Origin of the sequence: Paenibacillus sp. FSL W8-0919, from assembly GCF_038003785.1 — a bacterium.
Lineage (GTDB): Bacteria > Bacillota > Bacilli > Paenibacillales > Paenibacillaceae > Paenibacillus_AQ > Paenibacillus_AQ lactis.
Genome location: NZ_JBBOPV010000001.1, coordinates 4,828,310 through 4,854,862 on the forward strand (window position 1 = coordinate 4,828,310; position 26,553 = coordinate 4,854,862).

General features: G+C 49.1%; 23 protein-coding genes. 1 reads left to right on the plus strand and 22 read right to left on the minus strand.

Annotated features, from left to right (window positions below; translation table 11 throughout):
• Positions 1 to 235: 235 nt before the first annotated feature.
• The 8 genes from NST44_RS21870 to NST44_RS21905 form a co-directional block, all read right to left on the minus strand.
• Positions 236 to 1,090 (minus strand): metallophosphoesterase family protein, encoded by an 855-nt coding sequence (locus NST44_RS21870; RefSeq protein WP_007131296.1) that lies wholly within the window; start codon positions 1,088 to 1,090, stop codon positions 236 to 238.
• 27 nt (positions 1,091 to 1,117) lie between these two features.
• On the minus strand, positions 1,118 to 2,179 hold the full coding sequence (locus tag NST44_RS21875) for a suppressor of fused domain protein (RefSeq protein WP_007131295.1): 1,062 nt from the start codon (positions 2,177 to 2,179) through the stop codon (positions 1,118 to 1,120).
• 30 nt (positions 2,180 to 2,209) lie between these two features.
• Positions 2,210 to 3,013 (minus strand): hypothetical protein, encoded by an 804-nt coding sequence (locus NST44_RS21880; protein ID WP_007131294.1) that lies wholly within the window; start codon positions 3,011 to 3,013, stop codon positions 2,210 to 2,212.
• Positions 3,014 to 3,266: 253 nt separating this feature from the next.
• Positions 3,267 to 3,899: an RNA ligase family protein gene (locus NST44_RS21885; RefSeq protein WP_007131293.1), complete on the minus strand. Its 633-nt coding sequence runs from the start codon at positions 3,897 to 3,899 to the stop codon at positions 3,267 to 3,269.
• Positions 3,900 to 3,909: 10 nt separating this feature from the next.
• Positions 3,910 to 4,869, minus strand: a complete 960-nt coding sequence (locus tag NST44_RS21890) for an AAA family ATPase (protein ID WP_340900607.1) — start codon at positions 4,867 to 4,869, stop codon at positions 3,910 to 3,912.
• Between the two features lie 245 nt (positions 4,870 to 5,114).
• A complete protein-coding gene (locus NST44_RS21895) occupies positions 5,115 to 6,431 on the minus strand; it encodes a hypothetical protein (protein WP_007131291.1) in 1,317 nt (438 codons plus the stop codon).
• Positions 6,432 to 6,720: 289 nt separating this feature from the next.
• Positions 6,721 to 9,228 (minus strand): WG repeat-containing protein, encoded by a 2,508-nt coding sequence (locus NST44_RS21900; RefSeq protein WP_007131290.1) that lies wholly within the window; start codon positions 9,226 to 9,228, stop codon positions 6,721 to 6,723.
• 100 nt (positions 9,229 to 9,328) lie between these two features.
• The gene (locus NST44_RS21905; RefSeq protein WP_007131289.1) at positions 9,329 to 10,129 is read right to left on the minus strand and encodes a helix-turn-helix domain-containing protein; all 801 of its coding nucleotides are present in this window, start codon (positions 10,127 to 10,129) and stop codon (positions 9,329 to 9,331) included.
• A gap of 178 nt (positions 10,130 to 10,307) precedes the next feature.
• On the opposite strand from NST44_RS21905, the gene NST44_RS21910 reads away from it, so the two are divergent.
• Positions 10,308 to 11,111, plus strand: coding sequence for a phytanoyl-CoA dioxygenase family protein (locus NST44_RS21910; protein ID WP_007131288.1), 804 nt, complete (start codon positions 10,308 to 10,310; stop codon positions 11,109 to 11,111).
• Positions 11,112 to 11,177: 66 nt separating this feature from the next.
• On the opposite strand, the gene NST44_RS21915 is transcribed toward NST44_RS21910, so the two are convergent.
• The 14 genes from NST44_RS21915 to NST44_RS21980 all read right to left on the minus strand — a co-directional run bounded on the left by NST44_RS21915 (position 11,178) and on the right by NST44_RS21980 (position 26,438).
• The gene (locus tag NST44_RS21915) at positions 11,178 to 12,431 is read right to left on the minus strand and encodes an MFS transporter (protein WP_007131287.1); all 1,254 of its coding nucleotides are present in this window, start codon (positions 12,429 to 12,431) and stop codon (positions 11,178 to 11,180) included.
• 178 nt (positions 12,432 to 12,609) lie between these two features.
• Positions 12,610 to 13,827, minus strand: a complete 1,218-nt coding sequence (locus NST44_RS21920; RefSeq protein WP_007131286.1) for an MFS transporter — start codon at positions 13,825 to 13,827, stop codon at positions 12,610 to 12,612.
• Between the two features lie 137 nt (positions 13,828 to 13,964).
• A complete protein-coding gene (locus NST44_RS21925; RefSeq protein WP_007131285.1) occupies positions 13,965 to 14,549 on the minus strand; it encodes a TetR/AcrR family transcriptional regulator in 585 nt (194 codons plus the stop codon).
• Positions 14,550 to 14,718: 169 nt separating this feature from the next.
• On the minus strand, positions 14,719 to 15,468 hold the full coding sequence (locus tag NST44_RS21930) for a glycerophosphodiester phosphodiesterase (RefSeq protein ID WP_340900611.1): 750 nt from the start codon (positions 15,466 to 15,468) through the stop codon (positions 14,719 to 14,721).
• A gap of 41 nt (positions 15,469 to 15,509) precedes the next feature.
• Positions 15,510 to 16,376, minus strand: a complete 867-nt coding sequence (locus NST44_RS21935; protein WP_007131283.1) for a carbohydrate ABC transporter permease — start codon at positions 16,374 to 16,376, stop codon at positions 15,510 to 15,512.
• 1 nt (position 16,377) lies between these two features.
• Positions 16,378 to 17,274: an ABC transporter permease gene (locus NST44_RS21940; protein WP_007131282.1), complete on the minus strand. Its 897-nt coding sequence runs from the start codon at positions 17,272 to 17,274 to the stop codon at positions 16,378 to 16,380.
• Between the two features lie 80 nt (positions 17,275 to 17,354).
• On the minus strand, positions 17,355 to 18,881 hold the full coding sequence (locus NST44_RS21945) for an extracellular solute-binding protein (protein WP_244152757.1): 1,527 nt from the start codon (positions 18,879 to 18,881) through the stop codon (positions 17,355 to 17,357).
• A 121-nt stretch (positions 18,882 to 19,002) separates the two neighbouring features.
• Positions 19,003 to 20,841 (minus strand): cache domain-containing sensor histidine kinase, encoded by a 1,839-nt coding sequence (locus NST44_RS21950; protein WP_007131280.1) that lies wholly within the window; start codon positions 20,839 to 20,841, stop codon positions 19,003 to 19,005.
• A complete protein-coding gene (locus NST44_RS21955) occupies positions 20,838 to 21,854 on the minus strand; it encodes a helix-turn-helix domain-containing protein (protein WP_007131279.1) in 1,017 nt (338 codons plus the stop codon). The genes NST44_RS21950 and NST44_RS21955 overlap by 4 nt, the downstream gene beginning before the upstream one ends.
• Positions 21,855 to 22,171: 317 nt before the next feature.
• Positions 22,172 to 22,657, minus strand: coding sequence for a EutP/PduV family microcompartment system protein (locus NST44_RS21960; RefSeq protein ID WP_007131278.1), 486 nt, complete (start codon positions 22,655 to 22,657; stop codon positions 22,172 to 22,174).
• 247 nt (positions 22,658 to 22,904) lie between these two features.
• On the minus strand, positions 22,905 to 23,642 hold the full coding sequence (locus NST44_RS21965; RefSeq protein ID WP_007131277.1) for an ABC transporter permease: 738 nt from the start codon (positions 23,640 to 23,642) through the stop codon (positions 22,905 to 22,907).
• Positions 23,639 to 24,373 carry an ABC transporter ATP-binding protein gene (locus tag NST44_RS21970; RefSeq protein ID WP_007131276.1) on the minus strand — a complete coding sequence of 245 codons (735 nt, stop codon included), beginning with the start codon at positions 24,371 to 24,373 and terminating at the stop codon, positions 23,639 to 23,641. The genes NST44_RS21965 and NST44_RS21970 overlap by 4 nt, the downstream gene beginning before the upstream one ends.
• The gene (locus NST44_RS21975; protein WP_040739603.1) at positions 24,367 to 24,807 is read right to left on the minus strand and encodes a helix-turn-helix transcriptional regulator; all 441 of its coding nucleotides are present in this window, start codon (positions 24,805 to 24,807) and stop codon (positions 24,367 to 24,369) included. Before NST44_RS21975 ends, NST44_RS21970 begins: the two co-directional genes overlap by 7 nt.
• A 200-nt stretch (positions 24,808 to 25,007) precedes the next feature.
• Complete coding sequence (locus NST44_RS21980; RefSeq protein WP_007131274.1) at positions 25,008 to 26,438, minus strand: MFS transporter; 1,431 nt, start codon at positions 26,436 to 26,438, stop codon at positions 25,008 to 25,010.
• Between the last annotated feature and the right edge of the window lie 115 nt (positions 26,439 to 26,553).

The following is a 26,553-nucleotide window of genomic DNA, read 5'->3' on the forward strand; positions in this document are numbered from 1 at the left end:
CTATTTCGGATCATCTAGCTATGATCCTACTTGACGAATTCTGACAACATGGTTGTCAGGATTAAATCGGCCGCAATTATTTATGCTTCAAGCGGCACCCGGATTATTGTTCTACCTCTCGGATCCAACGAATGTTGCAGGTAAAAGTTGAACAGCGGCAGTCACTAACTTCAGACTGCCGCTGCGGTATAAAACTAGTTATGATTGGATTCTAATATAAAAATGTCAGTTCGATTTAATCCAACTCCGCAGCGGCAAACACCAGCACTCTCCCGTCGGTATTGATCACCTGCGTGCCGTTGTCCAGCTCCGCCATTGGCCTGTCCCAATGGACATGCCCGCAGCAAAGAAGCAACGGAGGCCCGGCCGAAAGCTCTCGCCGGATTCCGGCATGGCCGGGAAGCCCGAATGCAGGCACATCCGGACCCTGATGCAGCATAAGCACATCCGGATTGCGTCGGAGCAGTTTTTGTAGCTCGCCTATGTACTCTTCCTCCGGCATCCGATTCGGCTTGCCCGCTCTTCCTGTCACACCGCCCAGCCCGGCAATATTCAACCCGCTATGCTGCGCCGTTCTAGGCTCGCCATAAAAATCAATACCCGGGGCGGCCGCAAGCCTTGCTTTCCCTTCTGCCGTAACCATATCGTGATTCCCCGCTACGCCAAGCACGGTGCCGAAATGCGAGCGAAAGGCTTCCCACACCGGAAGCGGATCGCCGCTTGAACCTCTTTGAGCCGGGTCGCCGTACAGGTCACCACACAGAAGCACGACGATACGTTCAGGATCACACCGGGGACAATAGCTTTCCAGCAGCAAGGCCAGCATTTCGGGCAGCTCCTCGCCGATCAGCCGCGGGCTATGCATTTCATCAGCAGATAAGTGTCCTGCGACGCCTTGCAGGTCTGAAGCTAGGATTAGTGCGTCTACTTCATCCGGAAGCCCAAGCATCTCTCCAAAATAAACCGGTAAATATTCATAGGTGACCCCTCTGCTCCCTGGAGCGGCTGCCGTATAAGGCAGCTGCTCGATCGGCTCCTCCGCGATGCTGACCACGTTCAGCCGAGCCTCCCCTTTGCGACGTGATTTCATTGCAGCCTCAACTCCTGATTTTACGCTTTACCCAATGGTGGAAACGACGTTACCATCTTGGTCCTTGATATGGGTTTTAACGACTTGAATGATACATCCTTTATAAGCAGTCAACTCGATTCTGTCTTCCTTCGGAAGCAGTTTTCGCGAGAGCTCGTCCGCAGTCGCTTCATCCAGCCTGAGCCGTACTTCTTGCTCTCCTGCTTCGTAGCCGGTTTCCGCACCAGGCTCCAACACAACTCTCAAGTCTTGGCTTGCCAATGTCAAGTCCTTTCCTTTCAGAAGCCTTCCGCGAAGCAGCTTGCCGACCGTTCCCGCTTGCTTTGCCCCCAAGGTGAGCACGGTCGGCGTCTTGCTAAACAGCCGGCTTTTGCCGGGCTCCCAAGCCAATTGATCCACAAATAAAAATCCGGTATTCGAACCTTCCTGCTCCAAACCTCTTTGGACGGTTTCCGCTATGGAAGGGATCCGCAAGAGGGAGTCTCTGGACAAATCGGTGATATACCCGGGAAGGTTCGTTTGGCTGGCACCCAATACGCCCGAAGTACTCCACGTTTTCATCGCCTCGAGCTCATCCTCCGTAATTCCAACCATTTGCAAAAACTCAACTTTTCCGTTAGGCGTAACGACGCTAGGGAGCTCAGGATCTTCTACGAAGGCAAGCGCGGTTAACTGAGTATCGGTTCCTAAACAAATCGGACCGTTGGCATCCAAGTAATCGCCGGAAGCGAAAACGTTCCCGCTGCTAAAAACATACCGTCCCATGTTCTGAAGCAGGTTCAGCGCCCACATCGGCGGCTCTTCCTCGTCTTCCGTGCGCGCCACCCGAAACGTAAGTTCAAATCCATATCCGCTATACTCCTTATTTTCCGACTCTTTCTCATAAAGCTCGGAAAAGCCGAACGTGACGATATGCCAATGCGGCAGCGGGTTCTCCGCTTTGTAGGCGCTCAGACCGTCCAGCGGATCCTTACCACCCAACATATAAGGAATCACCGTACCGTAGTGCTTAGGCTCCTGGGCCCCATATAGCTTTTTCATTTGCTCTTCAATTGCATCCCAGCCGGTTGTAACTGCTTCTTCGTTCATCTTGTTCCCTCCATTTTGTATTTACCCTGGTCAGGGCAGCTTTCGTTGCGGCTTCTTCAGTGGTCGAGGCTTCCAGGCCACCAGAAATCCAGCTTCTCCGCATAATTGATTTATCTGGTCAAGATGCGTTGTCTCCACTTCCCACAGCCAATGTTCCTTTCCGATATTCGTTAGCTTGCCATGTTCCCGACTGCCCGTAATCCATTCTCCCAGCTTTACTCCGCCGATTTCGATATGTAAATGGCGACTGTTCACCAGGTTGCATGGGTAAACCATCCGCAGCAATTCCCCTGAATACCGCCCCTTACCCTTATACAGTCCCGGAGTCTCTTTGCTAAATGCGAAACCGTTCTCGTAGGGGAACAGCGTCACCCCGCTATTCCCTGCCGCATAAAGATATGCGTTAGTCATTTTTTCCGTGGAATAGACAATCCCGTAAGCAAAGCGGGGAAACCGCTTCGCCAAGCTTTTAAGCCACGCTGTGAGCGAGGCGTAAGCTTCTTCAAGTGAACATTCACAAAATGCGGTAAGATGAGGAAAACTTCCGAATTCACCGGTTTGCCTGCTGAATGCGGCATGCCAAGGAACCGAGCCTTTTCGCTCGTGATAGAGCCAGAACGCATCGCATTCTCCTCTTAACACGTTCTCTCTTAAACGATCCGGGGAAATCTCGAACAGATCGTGATCTCCTTCATGATCACCGTTGCTTAAAAGTCTATAATACGTGGCAGAGTTCACGCTGACGCCGATTGCCTCAAAAAAAGACAGCCCGATCTCGAGTGCCTCGGGCGCTGTTATTTTCTCCGTATCGTAAATCGCGATGCCCGTACTCAAAGCAACCACCTCCGTATTTGCCGCAATTGTGAAAAGTTATGTAGTATGTATTTCGATATAAGGCTCTATGCAGCCCATAGTTTCTCATTGATAAACGTGCAAAGGCAATTGTCATTATCTTTATGTATGTCGGATTCAACGAATTGACCCATGATCGAATAATCATTAGGAATTCCGAGCGAATTACATGATAAACCCTCCTCATCCGTTTTGGTTATTGCTGTCTTCGTGCTTATTCTCTTTCGTTCACACCCTAGGCCAAAACATTAGGCTCAACTGGCTTGCTGAGCCAGTGCTCGTCGGTTTGCACATGATTTTTCCGGACAAACTTGGCGACCGAGCGCTTGAAGTCCTCATAAGGAAATTCTGAGGCGAGCCGTACCACGTAGCCCTCCTGCTCTCCGCCGCATCGGGACTGCTTCGTGTAGCACTGCTTGGCGGCTTCCTCGCTCCACACTCCGCGGTACAGAACCGGAACAAGCGGAATCCCCAATTTCTCCGCCCATGCTTCGGTTTCATCCCAGGAAAGACAGATATTGCGGTCGTTCCAAACCGAGAAGAGCATGAAATAGCCGGGCAAGGATGTATACAGCAGCGAATGCTTGGCATATACGTTCTCCCCGCAAAGCCGGTACCCTTCCGGAATCATATACCGGATTCCTCCGTGCAGCGTCTTCACATAGTGCCGGGAAGAGTGGTCTTTACTGTCGAGTGACCTCGCGTGAATGAAGTCCGAGTACATCGTTGTGTTCTCTCCATCCATTTTCTCGGTTATGACAACCTCTTGTCCGGCAAAATGGTCCGTGCTCCGCAAAATTTTATCATCGTCCGTATAGCTTCTGGACCACGGCAAATGCATCGTTTTCGGATATTTCACTTTATTCATCTCATCACCTCTATTTGGCGAACGTGTCCGCTTCCGCGAAGAAATACAGCTCTGCCAGCATCCGGCCGCCAAGCAGATGGTAGATCTTGGAGGCCCCGGCATCACCGCCGTGCAGAATCTCCATATGGAAGCTCACCATGTTCACCACATGTAAAATAAAATCATCGCCATCCCCCAGTTCCTTCAGAACATGGCAGGTGATCCCTGCGGATACATGCTCGTGTCCAAAATATGAGTAATATCCCCGGTTCGGCTTCCATACCTTGCAAAGGGGTTTGCCTGTATCGTGAAACAAAGCCGCCAGCTGCATCTCAAGCATATGCTCCCCTTCGTAAAACGCATGGATATACTCCAGAACGGCATGCGTATGCTCCGACAAGGTTTTGGAATGATAGGGATTTTCCTGGTCATATCCCAGCATCAAGCTGAAATAAGGAGAATGGCGCAAGTAAGCAAACAGCTCGTCATGACCCGGCTTCCGTTCAAGAAGCTGCTCCAGCTCGGCCCGCTCAAGTCCGACATCTGCCGGCGTATGGACGATATGCAGCTGATTGAAGCCTTCGGCAAGCAAGGGAAACTCGAAGTTTTTGGCATACTTCTCAAGGACCTTGTCCTCGATTTTACGCTTTCTCGCCTGCACCCGTTCCCTGGCCAATTCGTAGGGCGTGTTACAGACATGGCATTCCACCGGAACCTTGTTAAATCGCTTCAGGAATTGAACTCTTCGGTTGCGGGCAACATTGGTAGCGTCAAACACGACGTTTCTCCCGGACGCAAGCGCCTGCTCAATCTCGGCAAAAGCTTCATCAAAAATCCGGTAGGTGTTCTTCTGCCTTGTCACGCTTCCGAACAGCTTTTCCCGGATGGCGTCCGTCGCTACAAGTACGGCTCTTTCCCGTTTGCAGCATTCTTTCGCGTATTGGCTTTTACCGCTGCCGGGAATGCCGGCCAGCATATGAATGGTGTTCATCTTCATCACCTCCTTTCCGTGTGCTGAATGATAGTAAATCAACCATTTCCGCCCAAAAATACAGGCAGCCCTCCACATAAAAACAAAAAAAATCGGCGAATGAAAGGATACAACACATTCATTCGCCGATTGAACAAAAATAGAGGGGCTTGCTATCCCGCAAAATTTACGTGTCTATTCCTTCTGCATTGGTGCAGTTTTCATTTCATTCAATTGTTATCGCACTCCGGACCAAATTGAACTTCTTACCAGCGCAATGGCTCCTGATCCCGCCACAGCACCCAGCGATCCGTCTCTATAACATTTGCGGTTCCAATGCTGTATTCGCTTTTTTGGCCGCTATCCAGCTTCAGTAGATGGAGCATGCCCCCATATGTGCCGACAGCCAGCATCGATTCATCCGCGAAAGCAGTCATGCCAAATATGGTGCTGCCGACGAAATACCGCCAGATCTCTCGGCCATCTCTATCGATATACTTAAGATAGCCGTAGGCATCTCCGAGGATGAATCCATCTTTCAGCGAGGCAGCCGCGTACACCCGCATTTCTTCATTCATCATAGGCCATTCCTTCTCGATATCGCCGTAGCTCTCCTGTCCGTCCTCCGTCAGCGGCACTTTGAACGTCGCCCCGTTGTAAAAATGGCACGCATTATACCATACCTCGCGGCTATCCTTCGAAAACCGCGCGAAGTGCGGATAGCTTGACGCCGGTTCAAATGCATGTACCTCTCCGCTTTGCAGGTCCTTCAAAAAATGCGAACTGGATTGCGAGCCGTAAGCCAGCCACCGGCCATCAGGAGAAACATCTCCGTGAGCCATATCCACAATTGTATCCTCTTCCTCGTACTCGATGAGATCCGCATGTTCAGGATTAAGCAGTTCGACCCCGCCCTCGTGATCTAGCAAATAAATGCCGTATCCGCAAACGAGCAGCAGCTTTCTTCCCCCGTCAAAAGGGATCAGCTCATCGACCACATTTTCGGGGTGCTCCACATCGGCAAGGGATTCGAGGTTCGGAAGCGCCAATTTCAGCTTGCTCTGCACTTCCTCCCACGGATACACGGCAACCTGCGCTCCATCCGAATCGGCGGTCATCCCTTCGACAACCCGAATGCCTTCTTCATTGACAAGCGCCACATATGCGCCATCCCGTGAGCCTCCGGCAAAGTTTGCATCCGGTACCGTGGTCAGCTGCTCCCCATGCGCCAAATAAAGCGTCCCGTGTGTTCTCTGGCCGCCGGCATGGACCAGCAAGCTCCCATCCCGTAAAAAGGTCAACGGGTTTATCGGCTGCAGCCGATCTCCAAACTCGGACGTGATCGGCCAGGATGCCGGCGGAATTTCCTCGCGCAGCCTCTTTGTTTCCCCAGCCTGATTGGCGCCCTGGATCATGCGAAGAATATCCCCGGCAATGCTTCTGCGCTGATCATCCTCAGGGGGCTGCAGCTCTTCTGGCCAACCGTTCTCCATGCCGATGCGCACATATTCGTTGATCTCGGAAGCGTATCTCTTTCCTTCTGTCCGCCAACGCTGTGCTATCTCTGTGTTCAACCAATTCATATCCAATCGTCTCCCTATGTACATCATGAAGCTGTGTTCATGCCGCAGCATTATGACCATCTTTTCATGATACACTGGAAAAGCAAGGAAGCGGTAGGTACAAAGTATTCAGAATGGCGGGAGATCCTACATACGCACGAACGGAGAAGGAATGGGTCGATCGGGTAAGTCAGCGCCTAAGGGGAATCCCTTGTATTTTTGTGACTGTACTCTAACAATTCCTCCTCCAACCCTCCATCTGTGAGAAGCATTAAACACGGCCACCCAATTGATAATTGAGTATAAAGTCCTAAGAATGAAATGCTCTCCAGAACTCACCCTCGGTATTGATGATGTTCATGATCTGAGTGAATGGAATCGTGAATGTCGGAAAACCAGCGGCATAAGGAGCGATCTCATAGGGGGCAAACACAAGATGCAGCGCGTCCTCGGTTACGTTAAAGGGCTGATTCGGCGCAATTCCCTTATAGCTATCCGGAAATACATACGAATACTGCGGATCCTCTTGAATCTGCTTGCCAACGATGCGGCTGAGCTCCTTCACATAATCGCTGCCCGCTTTAAACAAATCCTTCAATTCATAGATCCTCCCATTGTCAAGATTGATCGCGGCAAACACTTTGGAAGGCATGCCATGAGCGGCACCGAAGGGATAGTTATATCCGGTGAGCTCCAGTTCAAGAAGCTGGTGCTTGTAGAAAATAACGTCAAAATCACCCGTGTACGAGTAATCCAGCTGTTGGTTCGGAGGAATGTACTTCACCTGCGACATTTCTTTAAGCTTCGTATTCAACGTTTGCTGAGCTGCTTGATCCCTCATTCCCGCGAGCTGTGGATAATAGACTAAGTAATCCGGATTGGGTTTATACTTCTCTTCGATTACCTGATAAGGCGGGTTCAGCGGAATTACCGTGTTTTGCCTCCATATGACGTGACCTGACCGGTCCAGGTAAGACAAGCGCTGATCGACCAATGCCTTAATTAGCCCTCCGGGTTCCAGCGTGAGCGAACCGCTGCCGTCCACTCGAGGATATCCTGGGGCGGGGTGTCCTGTACGGTCAATGAAATACGTCTGCTTCCCGTCATAAACCGAAGCCAAGCCGTGCTGGTAGTCCGAGACATCACGATACATAAATTCAGAAAGTCTCTTCCCTTCCCAATCTGCAATGGCATAGATCGAACCAATATACGGCTGTTCGGGATCAACTGCACGCCCAAGCGCAAACCGTTCTTCATTCAAATCCCGAATATCGTTATACTCCGGCTGGATGATCCATTTACCTTGTGAATCAATGACCCCGTACTTCCACCTGTAATCCTCCGCCGTGTTCACGATCGCTCTGCCTTGATGAAACGGGAATGCCGAGGTGTACGTCGGCGATATAACGATATTCCCCTGCTCGTTGATGTAACCATATTTGCCATTTGGATCCTGCTGAAAAGCCAGCAGCCCATCGCCAAGCGGTCCGACATAGGCAAATGGATAGTCGGCCAATCGCCGGCCATGGGGATCTATGAGGGCGTAATGGTTGTCTTTTATCTTCACAACGGCTTTCCCATCGGCAAAATCATTTGCTTCCTCGAATTGGGCAGGTATCACCTCCCGACCTTCTGCATCAAGATATCCGTATCGGCTGGCCGCTCCATTACCGCTGCCCTGATCGGTTACATAATAAACCGCCCTGCCTTCCTTCAGTACCGAAATGTACGGATATGCTCGTCGTGTCAGCACATTTCCCTGTTCGTCAATCATTTTAAATCCCTGATGATCGATCACAATCGCCCGATGCTCCGAGAACGGACTAATGGACTGATATATGGGTGCCACTACATAACGTTCAGATCTGTCAATAAGACCATAATTGCCGTGCATCCCTACGATGGCAAGTCCATTATCCTGAAAATCCTGTGCATCCTCATACTTTGGTTGTATGATTAATTTTCCGCTGCGATCAATATATCCCCACTTGGTTCCACTCGTGGTCTTTACGGAAGCCGGAAATAATCCGACCGGCTGCCGGGGCTCCCACCTGCCGGCCAGCATTTGCTTGATCCGGCTCTCAAGCTCTAACAGCGTTTCGCGCATAGGGTAAGGCTCCGGGAAACGGAGTGCCATGCGAACCGACGCCAAAGCTGCCTCGGGCATCCCCGCCCGATATTGGGCATCCGCCAAGTAATACCAATAGAAGGAATAATCCGGATGTTTTTGCGTCAGCCTCTCGTAGTATCTTACGACAACAGGAAAGTAATGAGGGTAAACATCCGGCGCGGTCACAAACCTTCCTTGGCTCCACCTGACGACTTCGACTCGATAGGCTTCGCCCGTATCGTGTATCCATAACACAATTTCAGCTTGGCCGTCAGGTCCCGAACCTCCCGGGATATCCAACACATCGATATAGCTGTAACTCATTTCAGGAGGTGCGATATCCTTAAGTCCCTCCGATGTCCAGTCGTAAATTGATAATTTGGACCAGATGGAGCCAACCTGCCAGCCAACGATAATTTGGTTCTTGCCGGGAGCCATCACAGGGACCGCACCTAATAAAGTGACCGCATACCCCTGCCCCATGATATTGGCCATGACCTCATAGCCGCCATTGCGGTATTGCAGCACAAACAGATAAAGCTCATCATTCCATCGATATACACCGGCTATTTCGGGAATCCGATCTCCCGTGATGTCGGCAGCGATAACTGCCGCATGCTCCATAGGCTTTCCAATGGTGACAAGCTCAGCACCGTGGGGCAGATAGGCTTTAGCGATTTGCGCCAGCTGCTGATCGTTAACGGTCATTTGGGTATCCTCCCTTGCTCAGAAGCAGTCTCGCCTAATCGTATGCTGACGATGGTCAAATATGCCCTCATGGGAGTAGTGACATAATCCCAGTTCTTTCTTAGTTTGCAGCCGACCCTTTTCTGCGATAGTTCGCCGGGCCGACGCCGTAACGTTTGCGGAACAGTGCGGCAAAATGATTGTAACTCTGAAAGCCAACATCGACTGCCGCCTCACTTGCCGTGCGGCCGGCGTGGGTCATGAGCAGCGCAGCTTGCTCAAGACGCATGCCATTCAACGTTTCCAGGATCGTCTGTCCGGTCTCTGCTTTGAACAAGTGAGATAGCCTAGAAGCTGACAACCTCACCGCAGCTGCGAGCTCATCGATGGTCAGAGGCTCCTGCATCCGAACGGATAGAATGCGCAGCACCTGGCTAACCCTTGGGTCATGCCGATCTGCAAGCTGCTCGGCGACAAGCAGGAGCACGCTACTCAGTTGATTCTCGCACAGCTCCTGCCACAGCTTCCCGCGATCGCGGAAATCATGCAGCAGCGTCCGGAATATCCGCAGCACGCGTCGCTGCATGGTGCCGTTCGGCATTTTGCAGACCGATACTTCGTCATCGGGCAGCAGCGTTGTCTCCGGCAGCCGCTGGAAGTGCGCCCACATGAAATGCCATATCCCGCCCGACGTCGTCCCGTACGTGTGGGGCACTCCTCTGCGTATGACTGCGACATCACCCGGGCCGCATGTTTTCTCACCCGCGGGGGTTCGCACATACCCTCCCCCTTCGATCGTGTAAAAGATGAGCCAGTCATCGATTCCGTTCGAGCGCGTCATCAAATATTCTTCGTTCTCCCGGAAATGACCAATCAATATCCCCCCGTCTTTAGCTCCATTTTGCTGTTGGTTTTCAACCAATGCGTTCTCCTCCCATAAGAATATTCCTTGATTCCTTCTCCTGATAAAATAAGGTGTTCTGCACATTCTGTCCAGCAGGATAGCAGAATCCAACCTGTTATGAGCATGAATGCGACTTCAAGCCTGCGTTCTCTTCCATTAAACTGTAGATAATTCATCTCGGAGAGGAGCAGTCAATATGTCAAAGGTGTTAAAAACGTTGTCCACAGAGCAAATGAAGCAATTTGAAACGGAAGGTTATCTAATCGTTAAAGAGGTTTTTCATCCGGGAGAGGTCAATGAGATCCGCTTGACTTTCGATGAGATCGGACAAACAACGATCCCGGGCCATTTCGAACCGGATCTGAATGCGGACCGGTCCGACCCGCTGAAGCGGTTCCCCCGTGTCATGCATCCGCACCGGTTCAATCCGGTGGCCATGAAGTATATGCTACATCCCGGCGTCATGGCGATTCTCGAGGACCTGTACGGCGAGGAAGCCTACGCAGCACAGAGCATGTTCTACTACAAGCCTCCGGGTTCCAGAGGACAGGCGCTGCATCAGGACAACTTCTATCTGAAGGTTGAGCCGGGCAACTGCATCGCCGCTTGGACGGCGATCGACCGGTGCGACGAGGAGAACGGCTGCATGCTGCTTGTGCCGAAAACGAACACGTACGAGATCGTCTGTCCCGATGTGTCGGATTCTAAGGAATCGTTCACAACGCACTATGTTAAACCGCCAAAAGACGAGAAGCCGGTGCCGGCCGTCATGGATCCAGGTGATGTGCTGTTCTTCAACGGAAATCTGATACACGGCTCATACCGCAACAAATCAAAGGACCGATTCCGCCGGGCGTTCATTTGTCACTACGCCAACTCCAGTGCCGACAAAATTTCGCGCTGGTATAATCCGCTCTACCGTGCCGACGGGACTACGCTTGAGCTCGAAGGCAATCCTGACGGAGGCCCCTGCGGCATCGAAACGCCGGCCTATCACTGAGTCAGTAATGAAGCCCGCTAATGCCTGAGCATTTGCGGGCTTCATATTAGAATGGATATCCGATACTTACTCAGGGGCGTTTGCGACCACAAGCGGCTTCCCCGCTTCGACCAATCGCTTGTTGCGGGCGAAGAATACAGTCAGCACGAGCATAAGCAATCCGGTACCGATCAACAGCCATTCGACTTTGACCACATCGGCAAGCGGTCCAAAGATCAACATCCCGATCGGCATCATGGAAGTCGAGATCATTCCAAAGACGCCAAAGATCCGTCCTAAATAGTTTTCATCCACCTTCTCCTGCAGCATGACGGTCGTCGGCGTATTGAAGACAGGCATGGCTACCCCGAATACAGCCATAATGGCTAGATACAACCAGAAGACTGGGACGATGCCAAGCGCGAATGTGGACAATGCCATCACGAGGCTGGCAATCGCCATCGTGTAGACTTTATTTTTGAAGCCGCCCCAAGACGCAATAATCCCCCCACCTGCCATCATGCCTACCGAAAACGCGATTTCGATCGCGGTCAAGCGCCATACATCGTCTCCGAAAGTTCGTGTGACTTGCAGCGGAGTCAAAAATGCCGCAGGTGCCATAAGCACGAAAAAGATGGCAAAAAAGATAAAGAATGATTTGAGAAAGGCATGTTGTCCAATATACACCAAGCCCTGTTTGAAGTCGTCGAGATAGCCTGTGTTTTGCGTGTCAGCTGCCTTTTTATGCAACGGGATTTTAAGGAAAAAGAACAAGATAAAGATCGCGATCGCCGCTGTAACGACATCGATGAAAAAAATCATTTCGATCGTAGCCATCGTTAGCAAAGCAGCGCTGACAATAGGCGCAACGAACATCATGAGCGCTTGCAAGCTTCCGTTAATGCCGTTCACCTTGGTTAGCTTATCCTGAGGTACGATTTGAGGCAATATCGCTCCGACAGCGGGTGTTTGAATACCTCCACCAAGTGCGCGTACCGCGGCGATAACAAACAGCAGCCATACGGCTTGGTAACCGAGCAAAAACGTGATGGCCAAGATGAGCGTTACCACCGCGATCATGGCATCCGCAATGATAATGAGCGATTTTCGATTGAACCGGTCCGCCCATACGCCTGCGAACGGCGATAGTAGAAACGTCGGTATAAAACCGCAAATAATGAACAGCGTCATCATAATGCCTGACTGTGTCGTCAGCGTAATATGCCACATAATGGCGTACTGCACCAAGGCAGAACCGAACAGCGAGAGCGTCTGGCTGCTTAAAAAGAGAATGATGTTTCTTTTCCAATGGATTTTCTGAGCATCTTCGGTTTCCGACATCGTCCCACCCTTTCATATGATTTCTCTCTCGGAAATTACACTTATTATAGCGTGTATCGAGAGGAGACATTTCTTCTTGATTGCTCAATATTGCCACCTGCGATCCATACCCATACATCCTACAGATTATTTCTAAGTTATTATCTTATAACCTCTTGTTAAAAACATGCATCGCTTTTTATTTGCGGTCTTGCCGCACCCTTCGTTCCGTCAAAAAGTATAGCATTGCCAAAGCCGGGAAAAAGACGCCAAGCCACATCGCCGCCCTCCACCCGCCCATAGCGTAGGCCCATCCCCCGGCAGCAGAGCCTATGGCCCCCCCGGCAAAAAAGATCGCCATATACAAGCCGTTCAGCCGGCTCCTCACCTCGGCTCCCAACGAGAAGATCGCGCGTTGTCCCAACACCATATTGGCAGACACGCCCATATCCAGCAGGATGGCGGCAAGCACCAGTATCACAATCGAGAGCAAAGAACCGCCAGGAAAGACAATCGGCAAAAGTCCGGATAGTAGCACCAGCGCGATGGATATTCCGGTTGCAGGCCGGATCAGGCCCTTATCCGCAAAGCGGCCGGCCAGAGGCGCTGCGACCGCGCCTGATACTCCCGCCAAAGCGAACAACGCAACGCCTGCAGAGGAAAAATGATATAGCGGACTTGTTAATACAAGCGGAACCGTTGTCCAGAACAGGCTGAACATCCCGAACAAACAAGCGTGATACAGCGCCCTGCGACGAAGAATCGGCGTCGTTTTGAGCAGCCGCAGCATGGATGAGATGATTGCCGGATAGCGTTCGGTCGTTTGCGGCTTCCTTGCCGGCAGTGCTTTGATCAAAACCAGAGCGAGTAGGAAGAGTAAGGCGGAAGACATCATAAAGATCGCGTGCCAGCCGAAATAATTTTCCACCAAGCTCGATACCGGGCGGGCCAGCATGATTCCTAACAGCAGCCCGCTCATGACATTACCGACATTACGTCCTCTCGTCTCCTCCGGGGAGAGATGAGCTGCATAAGGGACCAGGATCTGAGCCGCGACGGACCCCACACCGATAAACAAAGAGGCGGCAAGAAACAAAGCGGCATTTCGGGCAGTGGCGGCAATGATTAAAACGATGGCCGTCAGCATCAGCAGCGTAACCACCAGTTTGCGGTTTTCAAGCAGATCTCCCAAAGGAACGATAAACAGCAAGCCGATCCCGTAGCCGATTTGGGTCAGCGTGACGATGACCCCCGCTGCTCCTGAAGATAATCCTATAGATGAGCTAATGGACTCAACTAATGGCTGCGTGTAGTAAAGATTTGCTGCAACCAAGCCGCATGCAACAGCAAGAATCAGCATAATCCAGGGCGATGGCGAATTCGCCAGCTTTCCCTTTGCGTATCTATTTTCATTCATAGTAACACTCCTTATAAGAATGATCGAACAAGAATATCGGAACAATCATTCCAGTTTGAGAAGAAGTTCCCCTTCTATGCTTTAGCAAGAGGGAGATCCATTCGGAATGATTGTTCCAGTATGGTGAAAAAAAAGCTCTACAGCGACTCGATCACGGCGTTCATCATATCGCGGACCTTGTCGCTGTCGCTTTGGATCCTGGCCATCACGTTGATGCTATGGTTGAGATTAAGCAGCAGGAACGATAACATTTTTATATCTTTATCGGGAGAAATTTCGCCCGTTTCCTGGCCCTTTTTTAATTTCTGATAGAACAGCTGCTCCAGCTCCGTAAAGCTTTGGCGAATCGTATTCTGCAAGGGCTCATCCATGGCATCCAGACCCACGGAAGCGTTCGTAATCAGACATCCGTGCGGATAAGCTTCACCGTGCGTCGCAAATGCGTTCGTAATATGCAGCTCAAAATATTGGCGGATCCCGGTGATCGCAGAAGGAGCATGGATCATCAGATCGCGTTTTTTTTGCGACATTTTTTTGTATTGCTGGATGGCCTCGTAATAAAGCGTCTGTTTATCCTGAAACGTTTCGTACATGCTGGATCTGCTTAATCCCATGGATTGCAATAAATCCGGGATGCTTGCCCCCTCGTATCCTTTCTCCCAAAAAACGATCATCGCTTTGCGGAGCACCTGCTCACGGTCAAATTCTTTGGTCCGTCCCATTCATACCTCCTCCTTCTCAACATGAGTATAAACTAATCGGAACGAACATTCCAGTATTTTTTCAAACATCCGCTTTCCGCATACTTTGGCTCATTGAGTTTCTTTATCCTTAAATACTAAGAAGCCGTGGAGATCACGGCTTCTTGTTCATGTACGTTCTTGGCTTCCGTCATTTCTTCGGTGTGGAAAGATTATCTGGCTCCATCGTTTTCCACAAAATCGTGTCGGTTGTTATATATGTGGCTCCCGCTTCTTCAAACTGCCGAGATATCTCTCTTTCGTTAACGGTCCAGATCGAGACGTCAATTCCAGTCCTGATGCAGTTGCGTACGTCATCGGGCGTCGTTGTCCGGTAATCGTAATCCAGAAAAGCTGGCTGCAGCCGGCTAATAAGCTGCAGGTCCTCAGCAGCAGGTGGTTTGGCTGACAAAAAGCCTAGCGCCACCGTTTCATCAATCGCCCGCACCTTGAACAGATCATCGGCATTGAAACATATGAAACTGCTTTGATCCGCCATGCCCGCGGTGCGCACAAGCTCTACCAGCACCTCCAGATCACCGTCTTGATGATATTCCTCGATCTCGATGAAAGCGTGCATGCCAAAGAATAAACAGACAGACATCACTTCCTCAAGCGTTGGAATGTACAAGCCATTGTAGTCGTCAATTCCGTTGCCTGCAACGATATCCAATTTGCGAATTTCCTCAAATGAGAAGTCCTTTGTCCTCCCCGTCCCGTTCGTCATTCGGTCGACGGTCCGATCATGATGGACAACCCAGCGACCATCCGTCGTGCAGTAAGTATCGCATTCAATCCCCCAGAAGCCCGATTTGCCCGCCAATTCAAATGCTGCAATGGTGTTCTCAGGTGCGAACATGCTTAATCCGCGATGGGCTACATATTTCGGTTTACGAATCATGTTATTGCTCACCTCGTATCGATATTAATTTAATCTGCTACTTATCCTTTAACCGATCCCAGCATTACTCCTTTATTGAAGTGCTTTTGCAAGAACGGAAAGATCACCAGCAGCGGCAAGGCTGTTAAAATAATCGCCGCCATTTTGGCTGCAGGCGTGTACTTATACATGACGTTGGACGCATTGGATATTGTAGGATCGTCCTCAACCAGCATCTGTCTTAGGAATACTTGAAGCGGCATTAAGTCAGCATCGTTTAAATAAAGAATCGCAGTAAAATACGTATTCCAATTGGTTACCAAATAAAACAACGTAAACGTAGCGATCACGGGTTTGGAGAGCGGGACGATAATCGACAAAAACAAACGCCATTCCCCGCTTCCGTCGATTTTGGCCGATTCTTCAAGCTCGGAAGGCATGGACTGGAAGAAGCTTCGCATCACAATAACATTGAACGGCGCTATTGCGGTGCTTAACCAAATCGCCCAGAAGCTGTCTAAAAGATGGAGAGACCGCACGACCAGATAGGTTGGGATCATTCCGCCCGAGAATAACAATGTGAAGAACACCATAAAATTCAAGGAACTGCGAAATCTAAGCCACCGCTTGGACAATCCGTATGCCATGAGGGAGGTCAGCACAATATTCAGCGCCGTTCCAACCGCGCTAAGAATAACCGCATTTCGAAATGCGGAGGTAAACCCGGGATGTCCCAATAAATACATGTATCCTTCCAGGGTGAACTGCTTCGGGATCACGAAAAACCCGCGCGTTAAATACTCAATTTCTGTTGAGAAGGAAACGGAGAGCACGTAAAACAAGGGAAAGATCGCCATGGCTGCCGCAAGGATAAGTATGAAATACACAAGAATCGTAAATAACCGGTCAAGGCCTTTTTCGTGCCGCATTTTAAAAAACTCCCTCCTGCCCCATTCGTTTGGCCAGCCGGTTAACGAACCATACCATCACCAATCCGACAACGGATTTAAATAAACCGACAGCCGTTGAGTAACTGTAATCACCTTGGATCAGGCCCGTTTTGTAAATAAACGTCTCAAATACCTCGGAAACGTCTTGATTCATCGGATTCTGGAGCAAGAAAATATGCTCGAAGCCGAGATCCATGATATGGCCGAACCGTAATATAAACATGATGACAATTACGTTTCGCAAGCCGGGAAGCGTAATATGCCAGACCTGGCGCCAGCGGTTCGCGCCATCCATCGTGGACGCCTCATACAAGGTGGGGTCAATGGTAGACAAAGCAGCGAGAAAAATGATCGCTCCCCAGCCCGCGCCTTGCCAAATATTCTGCAGCAGCCACACCCACCGAAAGTATTGGGGATCCGTCATCAGTTCCAGCGGGCCAAGCCCCCAATTGTCCAGAATCTGATTGATCCCTCCGGAGCCGGTTGCGAATAGCAGAATGGTAATGCCGACGATGACGACCCAGGAAATAAAATTAGGGGCATACAGAATGGTTTGAGCCGCCGTCTTGAAGCGCTTCGCTCTAACTTCATTAAGGAGCAAGGCGACTAGAATGGGAGCAGGAAAAAAGAACACAACGTCAAGCAGATTTAGCAGCAGCGTATTTTTGAGCAGCACCAGGAAATCGCCTTCAGCGAATAATCTGCGAAAATAATGAAGTCCTACCCACTCGCTTCCCGTTATCCCTTTGAAGGGGCTATAATCTATAAATGCAATGGAGATCCCGATCATCGGGATATACTTGAAAATGATAAAAAAGAGAAAACCAGGCAAGATCATGAAATAGATCGGAAATGCTCTCTTCCAGTACGCATTCATTACTGCACTCCTCCATTTAAGCCTGTCTGGAAAATAACACTCCCGAACGGCTGCTGCCGCTCGGGAGCTTCAGACGAACGTTATTTATTCGCCGTAAACGCGGCATTCACTTCCTCTATGATCTTATCCCCGCCGTTACTCTTCCACTCCGTAATCGCATGATCAATACTTTCAATCGGCTTCTTCCCTGCGATGATTTCGATCACGGTTTTGTGGAAGCTTTCGTTCAATGACGCCCCCTTCTCCAAATAGGTCCTTGACGAGAAGATGTAGGCGTCCGACGCGTTCTTATATGGATATTTGCCGGCATTATCGATGGACTGCTCCATTTCCTTTGCCCAAGTAGGATCGCTCCATTTATACGTGTTAAACGTATTGTTGTTGTTCCGTAGCACCCAGTTCCATAAGAGGCTTTGGCGCCCCTCGCCTTCAGCCTTCAACTCGTCGGTCATCTCATAGGCTCCGCTGCTGTTTTTCTTGTAATGAATATTTTCAATCCCGTTCTTTAGGATGTCTTCGCCTTCTGGAGATACCCACCAATCAAACAGCTCCAGAATACGATCCCGCTTCTCGTCATCCACGTCCTTGCTTAACACGACCTTTATCGTTCCACTCGTCGGCGTTGAGTTGCCCCTTGACCCGTTAGTTCCCATCGGCGGGCTGAGTTCCACAAATTCGGCACCAGGGGAAATGGTCTGCAGCTGTTGGTTCGTTTGCTGGCTGAACTGATAATGCATGTCGGCAAAACCTACTTTACCTTGCGCATATTTCTCATTGAAATTTGTGTTGGTAATGAAGTCTTTGTCAAGGACTCCTTCCTTATATGCACGACTCATAAAGGTCAGGAATGCTTTCCATTCATCCGACTGTACTTGCATGGGAATCAGCTGGCCGCCCTCTTCCTTCCAGCCATTCGCCAATCCGAAGGCTGCGAACAACTCCGGAATGCCAAGAAGACTCGAATTGCCGAGCGCTGAAAACCCAAAGGTATCATTCTTTCCGTTGCCGTCCGGATCTTGAGTGGTGAACGCCTTGGCGATTTCATAAAATTTATCGATCGTAAATACTTCTGCGGTCGGTATAGGGATGTCCAGTTTAGCAAGCCAGTCCTCCCTTACATAAATGGTATTTTGAGCTGTGGCGTATATCGGAATGCCGAAAATCTGATCTTTCGGGTTCAGCAATGCCCATTCCTCAGGCTTAGCGATGCTTTGCAAGCTTGAATACTCGGCTAAATGGGGCTTTAAATCCAGGAATACTCCCTGTTCTACCCACTTCAAGTACAGGCTTGGACTATCCATCCGTATGACGTCCGGCAGCTTGCCGGATGCAGCGATCACGTTCAGCTTCTCGGCAAAATTTGCATTCGGTACCCACTGAATTTGCAAATCCACATTAAATTGTTCATTAATGTGCTTGATAATCGGATGGTTGTTGTCCGGCCAGCCCCCTCCCTTCCAAGAGGCGATCATCATATCAATTTTGATTTTCTCCTTCTCCTTGTCCCCGTTCTCTCCGGAAGCCGTGCCGGCATCCTGTTGTCCCGTCGATGTACATCCTACGATCGACAATAATACGACGCTCACAATCATGATCATGGACAGCATTCTTTTCACTTCGGGTGACCTCCATTACACAATTTTTGATTTGTCCTTATGCCATTTAATATATCTTGTTGCCGGGGGTCATTTTTTCACAAATGGATGATCATTTTATCCGATTTTCTGATCATGAATTTATCTTATTTGGGAATCGAAGCGAAACTTTGCTTCCTCTTCCCGGTAATGAATGCACACTAACGTCGTAAGGCGGGCCATATCTTAATGCCATTCTGGAATGGACATTGATGAGTCCAACCGATTCCTCGTGGGAGGCAGGCTCCGGCTGTTGCTCCACAAGTTTCATTCGATGACGAATCCGGGCAAGGTCCTCTTCAGGAAACCCATTCCCGTTATCCGATATATCAATGATGAGGTCACCGTCGCTCTCATATGCCGTAACCGTGATTTGGGCATTTCCGTTTTTGGGTTCTACGGCATACTTTACGCTGTTCTCTACGATCGGCTGCAGGGATAGCTTGATCACGCGGCAATCCAAACAAGATTCATGCACCGATATGCGGCTTTGAAAATGCTCAAAACGAATATGTATGATTTCTAAATAATGCTGCAGATTTTTCAGCTCATCCCTTAGCAGCACTTCAGCCCCGGGCATTTTTGATGAATACCGGTATACGGCTGCGAGACTGGTCACCATTTTCTCAATCGTCGGAACCTTTTCTATAAAAGCAATGCTTTTGATAATTTCCAGTGTATTGTAGAGTAAATGAGGGTTGATTTGATTCTGTAATGCCTTAATATGCGCATCTCTTTGCCTGAGCTGAAGCTGCATCTCGTTGATCTCCAGACGATGAACCGTGTGTATGAGTTCATTCAGCCTGGTCGTCATTTGATTAAAGCTTCCGTTAAGCTGCTGAATCTCGTCCTTCCCGGCAATCACCTCCGCGTAGACGCTTGTGTCCCCCTGCTCCACTTGTTTCATCAGATTTCGCAGGCGAAGAATGGGACGTACTACTTGGTCGACCATCCTTGGGATAAAGAGCAGGGATATCACAATAATGCCGCTCATGACAAACAACGTTGCTTTTCGCGCGAAGTCCAGACCGCTCGCCATCTCGTGCATAGGGACGGAAGCAACCAGATTCCAGCCTGTCAGCTCCGACCGGTTGCCGGACATCAGAATTTTCTCCCCATTTCGTTTGATAACAGCCCCCTGCCCTCCAAGCGGGAGAGCTCTAATTGCGGTGTCTTCAACACGACGACCAGCTAAGTTGACGTCCGGATGATAAACGATCTCCCCTGAGGAATCGACAATAAAGAAGAATCCGGTTCTCCCGAGTCGCGTCTGTCCAAGAATATCCTCGATTTCGGTCATGGATAAGGCGATATTCAAATTGCCGACGAGCTTAAGTGAATTTGGATCAAAGACGGGAACGATCAGAGTAATATAGGGGTATGCCGCCATGAGGGTATTTTGCGGACGATAATGGGAGGGAACGATGGTTAATGTGTCGGCCAACGTATCGTTAATCCAAGGTGAGGATCTAATCATGGGATGACTTAAAGAATGGTCTTTCGAATAAATCAGCCGGTTGTCGTGTGAACGGAGCACAAGCCCCAGGACGTTGGAGTAGTTAATTGCAATATACTTCGACATGATCCCTTCAACCAGTGCCTCCTGCTCCCGACTGAACAATTGACCACGAATAAGCCATTTCTGCAGCAGCCCGCTTTCCGGATTGTCGCCGAGCATGGAATTCGAAGGCAATGGACCGGCAATGGATGCATATGTCGATTGGGCCATTTGCGTGAAATACCGGTCAAGCTGATGGTTCATTCTCGCCGTAGAATCCTGAGCAATCATGTAGAAATCATTTTTAGCTGATTCGGTATAGTAATACGATGTGAACACCGCCATCAGCGAAACGGAAATCATGCTAACGGAGAATACCAGCCCGAGGATTTTCGTTTTGAATGAGAATCGATAATGCCAGTTCCGCCATTTCATGAACCCATCCTCCTTCTGTATTCGAGGGGCGACACGCCGGTATGTGCTTTGAACACTCGCGTAAAATACGGACCGGAAGCGTATCCGACGATGTCCGCAATTTCGGATACAGCGTAGGAGCTTGTCCTCAGCAGCTTTTTGGCTTCATCAACACGCAATCGGTTCACATAGCTGACGAACGAACAGCCCGTATGTTCTTTAAACAACATACTGAAATGGGAAATGCTGAAATTCGTTAGGTTCGCCATTTCCGCGAGCGATAGGTTCGTTTTAAAATTGGTCTCAATGTAGCGACATGATTGGGCGATGGCCTCAGGCATGCTTGATTTCACCATTCGGGGATACTCGAGATACCATTTTTCCAGCATCGCCATGTAGTATTTCAAGATGGAGGTCTCATCCTGGTGCTTGGATTTAGGGATATCCCTAAACTCAATGCCAAAATCATTAAGCAGGTTCTTCATTTTGCTGTCCAATATATTCAGCAGCCCGACCCGGGCATTGTTGTTCAGACCATGTAACCTTAAGATCGACTGAATCAATTGACTTTGCTTTTGCATGATGGTATCGAGCGCCAAACCCTGACTGTTTTCCAATAAACACTGGAACCTGACGATATAGTTGTTCAGATCCTTTAACGACTCCAGCTTATCCTTGGATCGATTCAAGGCTTCGGTCAGCATTTCAAATTCCAGCGGCTTCAGTAAATATTCCGAAACACCAAAGCTCATGGCTTTTTGTGCATATTGAAAATTGTCATAGCCGCTGATAATGACGGATACCATGGGAATTCGATGCTCGGCGATTCTTTTAATCAAAGATAACCCATCCAGCTCAGGCATCATGATATCCGTGATCAAGAGCATGGGCCACACTTCTTGTATCATGTTCCATGCTTCATTTCCATTGCTGCATTCTCCAACAACCTGGAATTCCATCCCGGCAGCTTTCACCATCTGGACGATTCCTTTCAATACCCATGGTTCATTCTCGGCGATCAGAACAGTGTACATTTAGCGATATACCTCCATCGATATGCTTTGATTCAAGATGCTCCGTTTATTGAACAAGCATTTCGTTAATGAATAGGGTTTTCCTGCTTTTTTCATCGCGTAAAAATACGCCTTTTAATCATTTTGTTATAAAAAAATTCTATTCATTGTATACCTACTTCCCCAGTCCAATCATATAAGATCTATGTTAATTTTGATCAAAGATTTTTAGAAATCCCAATATGGTAAACACATAAATTGATGTTCAGCACAACACAAATAAGCCCCATCCGTATTGGAAGGAGCACAGAACATGTTTGGAATGATTTATAGGGCTATCAAATGTTCAGGCTGTCATTATCTCTTAACCTGATGAGTTTTTCACTGTGTCGGGTTAATTTAGCTTCAAAATGGCTTCGGTTCCTCTCAAAATCCTCCGTCCACTTGTACATCATCATTAACATTGTTCGGTCTGGCTTATAATGACACTTCTCAATGCCAAGGTTTTGCTTTAGGAATCGCGTCAATATCCTAATTCTACGCTTCCATAATGGAGTGTCCAAGAATATGATGGTATCCGCCATTTGATATAAACATTGGTATGATTCTCGATCCGTGCCTTCTAATATCCACGGACCATTCCGGTCGATTTCCAACAGAACTTCAATTTGCTCTTCCTCTGTTCGTTTATATCGTCCAGTCGATGTTTGATGATGGACAATGGTATCAAGTTCTAACCAAGGAATATGCAGCTGTTCGGATAATCGTCTTGCCAATGTTGTCTTACCACTGGCAACACTACCTATGATGAGGATTTTGTTCATAACCGAAACATCACTCCCAATCTGCACATGTTCATATTGGTTTCGGTAGAAAAGTTACAAATCCTCTTTATCTTTCCGGTATGCGATAAGATCGTGTCCTCGGTTCTAGACATGATTCTGCATCGTTGCAGCAAGAAAAGCCGCCAGTTCGGCGACTTTCATGCGGAAAAGTGTTTGACCTCCAACAGGCCGTATGGACATCTTGTTATACGATACGCAATTATATCATCGATTTTCGTTCAATAGTCTAATCGCTATCACTGCTCATTTGCTTCCTGAATACAAAGATCGCAATAATCAGGATGGCAACGGCATACCCGATCACCCACCAAAGATGAGGTAAAATCGATGTGTAATCTCCCGAAATGGCTGCCCTTCCCGCGTCAACCGCATGGGCAAAAGGAAGCATGTAGGCAATCCCCTTAAACCAACCGCCCACCAGATGAAGATCAAACCATGTCCCGCTCAGCCATGCGCTGAGATTCGTCAATAAAGCTCCGCATACGCCCCCGACGACCTTATCGTTAAACATGCTTCCTGCAAGCAGACCAATGCCGATAAATAAAATGGCTACCGGAATCAGCACCACGATGGACAGCAGAACATTGAAATGGAGGACCAGTCCCAAGAAGGCTGCCGCGATAAAGGTTATCGTTATTTGAAGAACCGCCATCGGAATTAAAGGTAACGTGTATCCCAGGATATAGTCCGGAGCCGTTAATGGAGCCGTAAATAATCGCATTAAAAATGAAGTGCTTCTGTCCTTAGCAATGAGCATCCCTGAAAAAAGCGAGATGAACGATAATCCGAATACGGCGACTCCCGGAACCAGCTGATCGATAGCAAACAATTCAACTTGAATATTCGATTGCAGCGCCGTTAAGAGCAGCAAAATGACCAGTGGAAAACCAATACCGAAAGCCATATTCAACGGATCCCGAATCATTTCCTTCCGGTTTCGTGCGGAAAATGCTGCCGTCTTCATCCAGTTGCCTCCTCTAGTGTTGCCAAAGATACGAATGCATCCTCTAGCGATCCCGTGCTAGTCTTTGCCGTCAATTCAGCCGTCGTACCGACAGCCCTCAGTTTACCTTTCGACATGACTCCGATGCGATCCGAGAGCGCTTCCGCCTCCTCCATGTAATGTGTTGTTAAAATGATGGTAATATTGCCTTTTAGTTTTTCAATGGCTGACCACAACTGCCTTCTAGCGATAACATCCAAGCCCAAGGTAGGCTCATCGAGAAACAGGATTTGGGGATCAGAAATCAGCGCCATTGCAATGCTAAGCCGTCTTTGCATACCACCTGATAACGTTTTTGCTTTGTTTGGGGACACCTCTGCAAGACTGAAGGTGTCGAGCATTTCCTGTACTTTCAAGGCTGTTTCTTTCCGGTCGAATCCATAGATTTTTGCAGTAAACTCGAGGTTTTCCTTGACGGACAAGTTGCGAGCGACTGCCGTTTCCTGCGGCGAAATGTTAATCTTCTCCTTCACCGCAAAGGGATTGGAGATAATGCTGTCTCCCAATAGAATCGCATCGCCGCTGGTAGGTTTGCTCAGACAAGTCAGCATCTTGATGGTCGTTGTTTTTCCTGCGCCGTTCACGCCAAGCAGCGTGAACAACTCGCCCTGCTTTATCGAGAGATTGAGCGAATCGACGGCCGTTTTGGTTTTGTATCTCTTGGATAAATTCTTCGTTTCAATAGCTAACACTCATCTTCCTCCTCGTCGTTCTGCGATTGAAGGATCTCCTCGGCAAACTGCAGCAAGCCTTCGCTCTTCAAAATGGCGATTCCCTGCGCTTCATCCCCCAGAACCACAAGCCTGTCCCCAGGACGGATATCGAATATGTCTCTTGCCTTTTTGGGTATCACGATCTGTCCCCGGTCTCCAACCTTTACCATCCCGAACATGTGCTTTCCCTTCGGCCGAATCCCTATTTTGACATGCTTATCGGAATTTTTGACCAAGTCATCCAATACAACATCGTAAAGTTCCGCCAACGCCAAGCAATTTTGAATATCCGGCACGGTCTCTCCATTTTCCCATTTAGCTACAGCTTGCCTGGACACGCCGATCTTTTCAGCCACTTCTTCTTGAGTCAATCGGTGCAGCTTGCGCATGGTTTTTAAATTCATACTAATCATATTTTTCACATCCCTTGTCTTCATTATATCGATCTGAATGGAATGCACCACCAATGCTCATTAACATGAAATGTTGTTCTCGGTTGCCTTTTACGGTGATGTTCAAAGGGTGCTTTATGCCATAGCGGTATTGTTCGGCCGTAAAAAAGAAGCCGCGTTATCCGCGGCCCCTCTCCTTGCTCTCAATATTACTGCGTTTTTTAATGGGAAATGGTCACTTCCGTATCTGCATTTTTCGATACCTTAGGCTGTTTAAGCACCAAGAAAGCTACTACGATGCCAAGCACCGTAGTGACAGCCGCAATTTGAAACGCAGTCCGGATCGCTTGGTTAAGCTCCGTCGCCATCATGGTTTCGAGACTTTCGTTCGTACCCATACCAGCCGAAATCATGGCCATGATCACGGCCAAGCCTACTGCACCTCCAATTTGCTGGCCGGTCGAAATGAGCGCGGAAGCAACGCCCTGTACTTTAGGATCCACTCCCGTGCTTCCGGCGATAAACATCGTTGTAAACACAAGCGCTTGGCCGAGGCCGATAATAACCGTGCCTGGTATGATCCCCCACGCCGTCCCTGTTTCCGACAGTCTTGTCAGAAGTAAAAAACCGATCGTTCCCAGACCCATGCCGGCAGCGATTGTACCTGCTACGCCGATCCTAGTGAGTATTCTGTTAATGAACCGGGCACCAAGTAAAGCGCTAAGCGTAAGCGGCAGGAAGCTAAGGCCGGATTGAATGGCCGAATAGTGCAAGACACCCTGCGTATACAGCGTCAGAAAGTAGTACAGTGACCCGAACGAGGCCGACAACAGAAATGCAGTGAGTGCTGCTCCGGTCAAATTGCGATTACGGAACAATCCGAAGGAAATCAATGGCTCTTTCGTACGCCGCTCAATGATTATGAAAGCGAGAAACAGCACCGCTCCAAGCAGCACATAAGGAAGTGTCGATGCACTGAACCAGCCTTCCACCGGTGACTGTATTAGATAATATACGACGAGCATTAACCCAGCAGTAACGGAGATCGTTCCGGCAGCATCATAGTGCCTGGTTGCCGTGGATACCTTGCTCTCGGCAAGTACAATGGGTGCAAGAATAATGACGATAAGCGCGATTGGCACGTTAACGAAGAAGGTTGCTTCCCATCCGATATAGCTGGTGAGCACACCGCCAAGGAGTAATCCAAGCGACAAGCCTACACCGCCCATGGAAGCCCATATGCCCATTGCACGGTTACGTTCCGCTCCTTCGTTAAAGTTAGACACAATCAATGACAACGTTGCGGGAGAGAGCAGAGCTCCTCCAAGACCCTGCACCCCTCTTGCGACGATGAGCATCAGCTGCGATTCAGATAATCCTCCAAGCAGCGAACCTAGGCCAAAGAGTGCCATAGCGATTATAAACATGCGCCGTCTGCCAAGAAGATCCGATAAGCGCCCGCCAAGCAGCAAGAAACCGCCGTAAGCGAGTGAAAATGCACTGACGACCCATTGCAGATGGTTTGCCGAAAACCCGAGTTCGTTGCCGAGAGACGGCATCGCTACAAAAATTATGGTGTAATCGAGTGCCATAACGAGCTGGGAGATGGCTAGAATGAAAAGTGCCAAGCCTTTGAATTTACTTGAACTCATATACAATTTCCCCTTCCATTTTATAGACTAAACGATCTAATATAAACATAATTAGGAACCAATCGATCTAATATGCGCAATATTATAGACCAATCGATCTAATATATGCGCGATT

Bases quoted from the DNA above. Each gene is read 5' to 3' on its own strand.
- NST44_RS21870 (WP_007131296.1), bottom strand. From the start codon at position 1,090: ATGAAATCACGTCGCAAAGGGGAGGCTCGGCTGAACGTGGTCAGCATC.
- NST44_RS21875 (WP_007131295.1), bottom strand. From the start codon at position 2,179: ATGAACGAAGAAGCAGTTACAACCGGCTGGGATGCAATTGAAGAGCAA.
- NST44_RS21885 (WP_007131293.1), bottom strand. From the start codon at position 3,899: ATGAATAAAGTGAAATATCCGAAAACGATGCATTTGCCGTGGTCCAGA.
- NST44_RS21890 (WP_340900607.1), bottom strand. From the start codon at position 4,869: ATGAACACCATTCATATGCTGGCCGGCATTCCCGGCAGCGGTAAAAGC.
- NST44_RS21895 (WP_007131291.1), bottom strand. From the start codon at position 6,431: ATGAATTGGTTGAACACAGAGATAGCACAGCGTTGGCGGACAGAAGGA.
- NST44_RS21900 (WP_007131290.1), bottom strand. From the start codon at position 9,228: ATGACCGTTAACGATCAGCAGCTGGCGCAAATCGCTAAAGCCTATCTG.
- NST44_RS21910 (WP_007131288.1), top strand. From the start codon at position 10,308: ATGTCAAAGGTGTTAAAAACGTTGTCCACAGAGCAAATGAAGCAATTT.
- NST44_RS21915 (WP_007131287.1), bottom strand. From the start codon at position 12,431: ATGTCGGAAACCGAAGATGCTCAGAAAATCCATTGGAAAAGAAACATC.
- NST44_RS21920 (WP_007131286.1), bottom strand. From the start codon at position 13,827: ATGAATGAAAATAGATACGCAAAGGGAAAGCTGGCGAATTCGCCATCG.
- NST44_RS21925 (WP_007131285.1), bottom strand. From the start codon at position 14,549: ATGGGACGGACCAAAGAATTTGACCGTGAGCAGGTGCTCCGCAAAGCG.
- NST44_RS21930 (WP_340900611.1), bottom strand. From the start codon at position 15,468: ATGATTCGTAAACCGAAATATGTAGCCCATCGCGGATTAAGCATGTTC.
- NST44_RS21935 (WP_007131283.1), bottom strand. From the start codon at position 16,376: ATGCGGCACGAAAAAGGCCTTGACCGGTTATTTACGATTCTTGTGTAT.
- NST44_RS21940 (WP_007131282.1), bottom strand. From the start codon at position 17,274: ATGAATGCGTACTGGAAGAGAGCATTTCCGATCTATTTCATGATCTTG.
- NST44_RS21945 (WP_244152757.1), bottom strand. From the start codon at position 18,881: ATGCTGTCCATGATCATGATTGTGAGCGTCGTATTATTGTCGATCGTA.
- NST44_RS21950 (WP_007131280.1), bottom strand. From the start codon at position 20,841: ATGAAATGGCGGAACTGGCATTATCGATTCTCATTCAAAACGAAAATC.
- NST44_RS21955 (WP_007131279.1), bottom strand. From the start codon at position 21,854: ATGTACACTGTTCTGATCGCCGAGAATGAACCATGGGTATTGAAAGGA.
- NST44_RS21960 (WP_007131278.1), bottom strand. From the start codon at position 22,657: ATGAACAAAATCCTCATCATAGGTAGTGTTGCCAGTGGTAAGACAACA.
- NST44_RS21965 (WP_007131277.1), bottom strand. From the start codon at position 23,642: ATGAAGACGGCAGCATTTTCCGCACGAAACCGGAAGGAAATGATTCGG.
- NST44_RS21975 (WP_040739603.1), bottom strand. From the start codon at position 24,807: ATGATTAGTATGAATTTAAAAACCATGCGCAAGCTGCACCGATTGACT.
- NST44_RS21980 (WP_007131274.1), bottom strand. From the start codon at position 26,438: ATGAGTTCAAGTAAATTCAAAGGCTTGGCACTTTTCATTCTAGCCATC.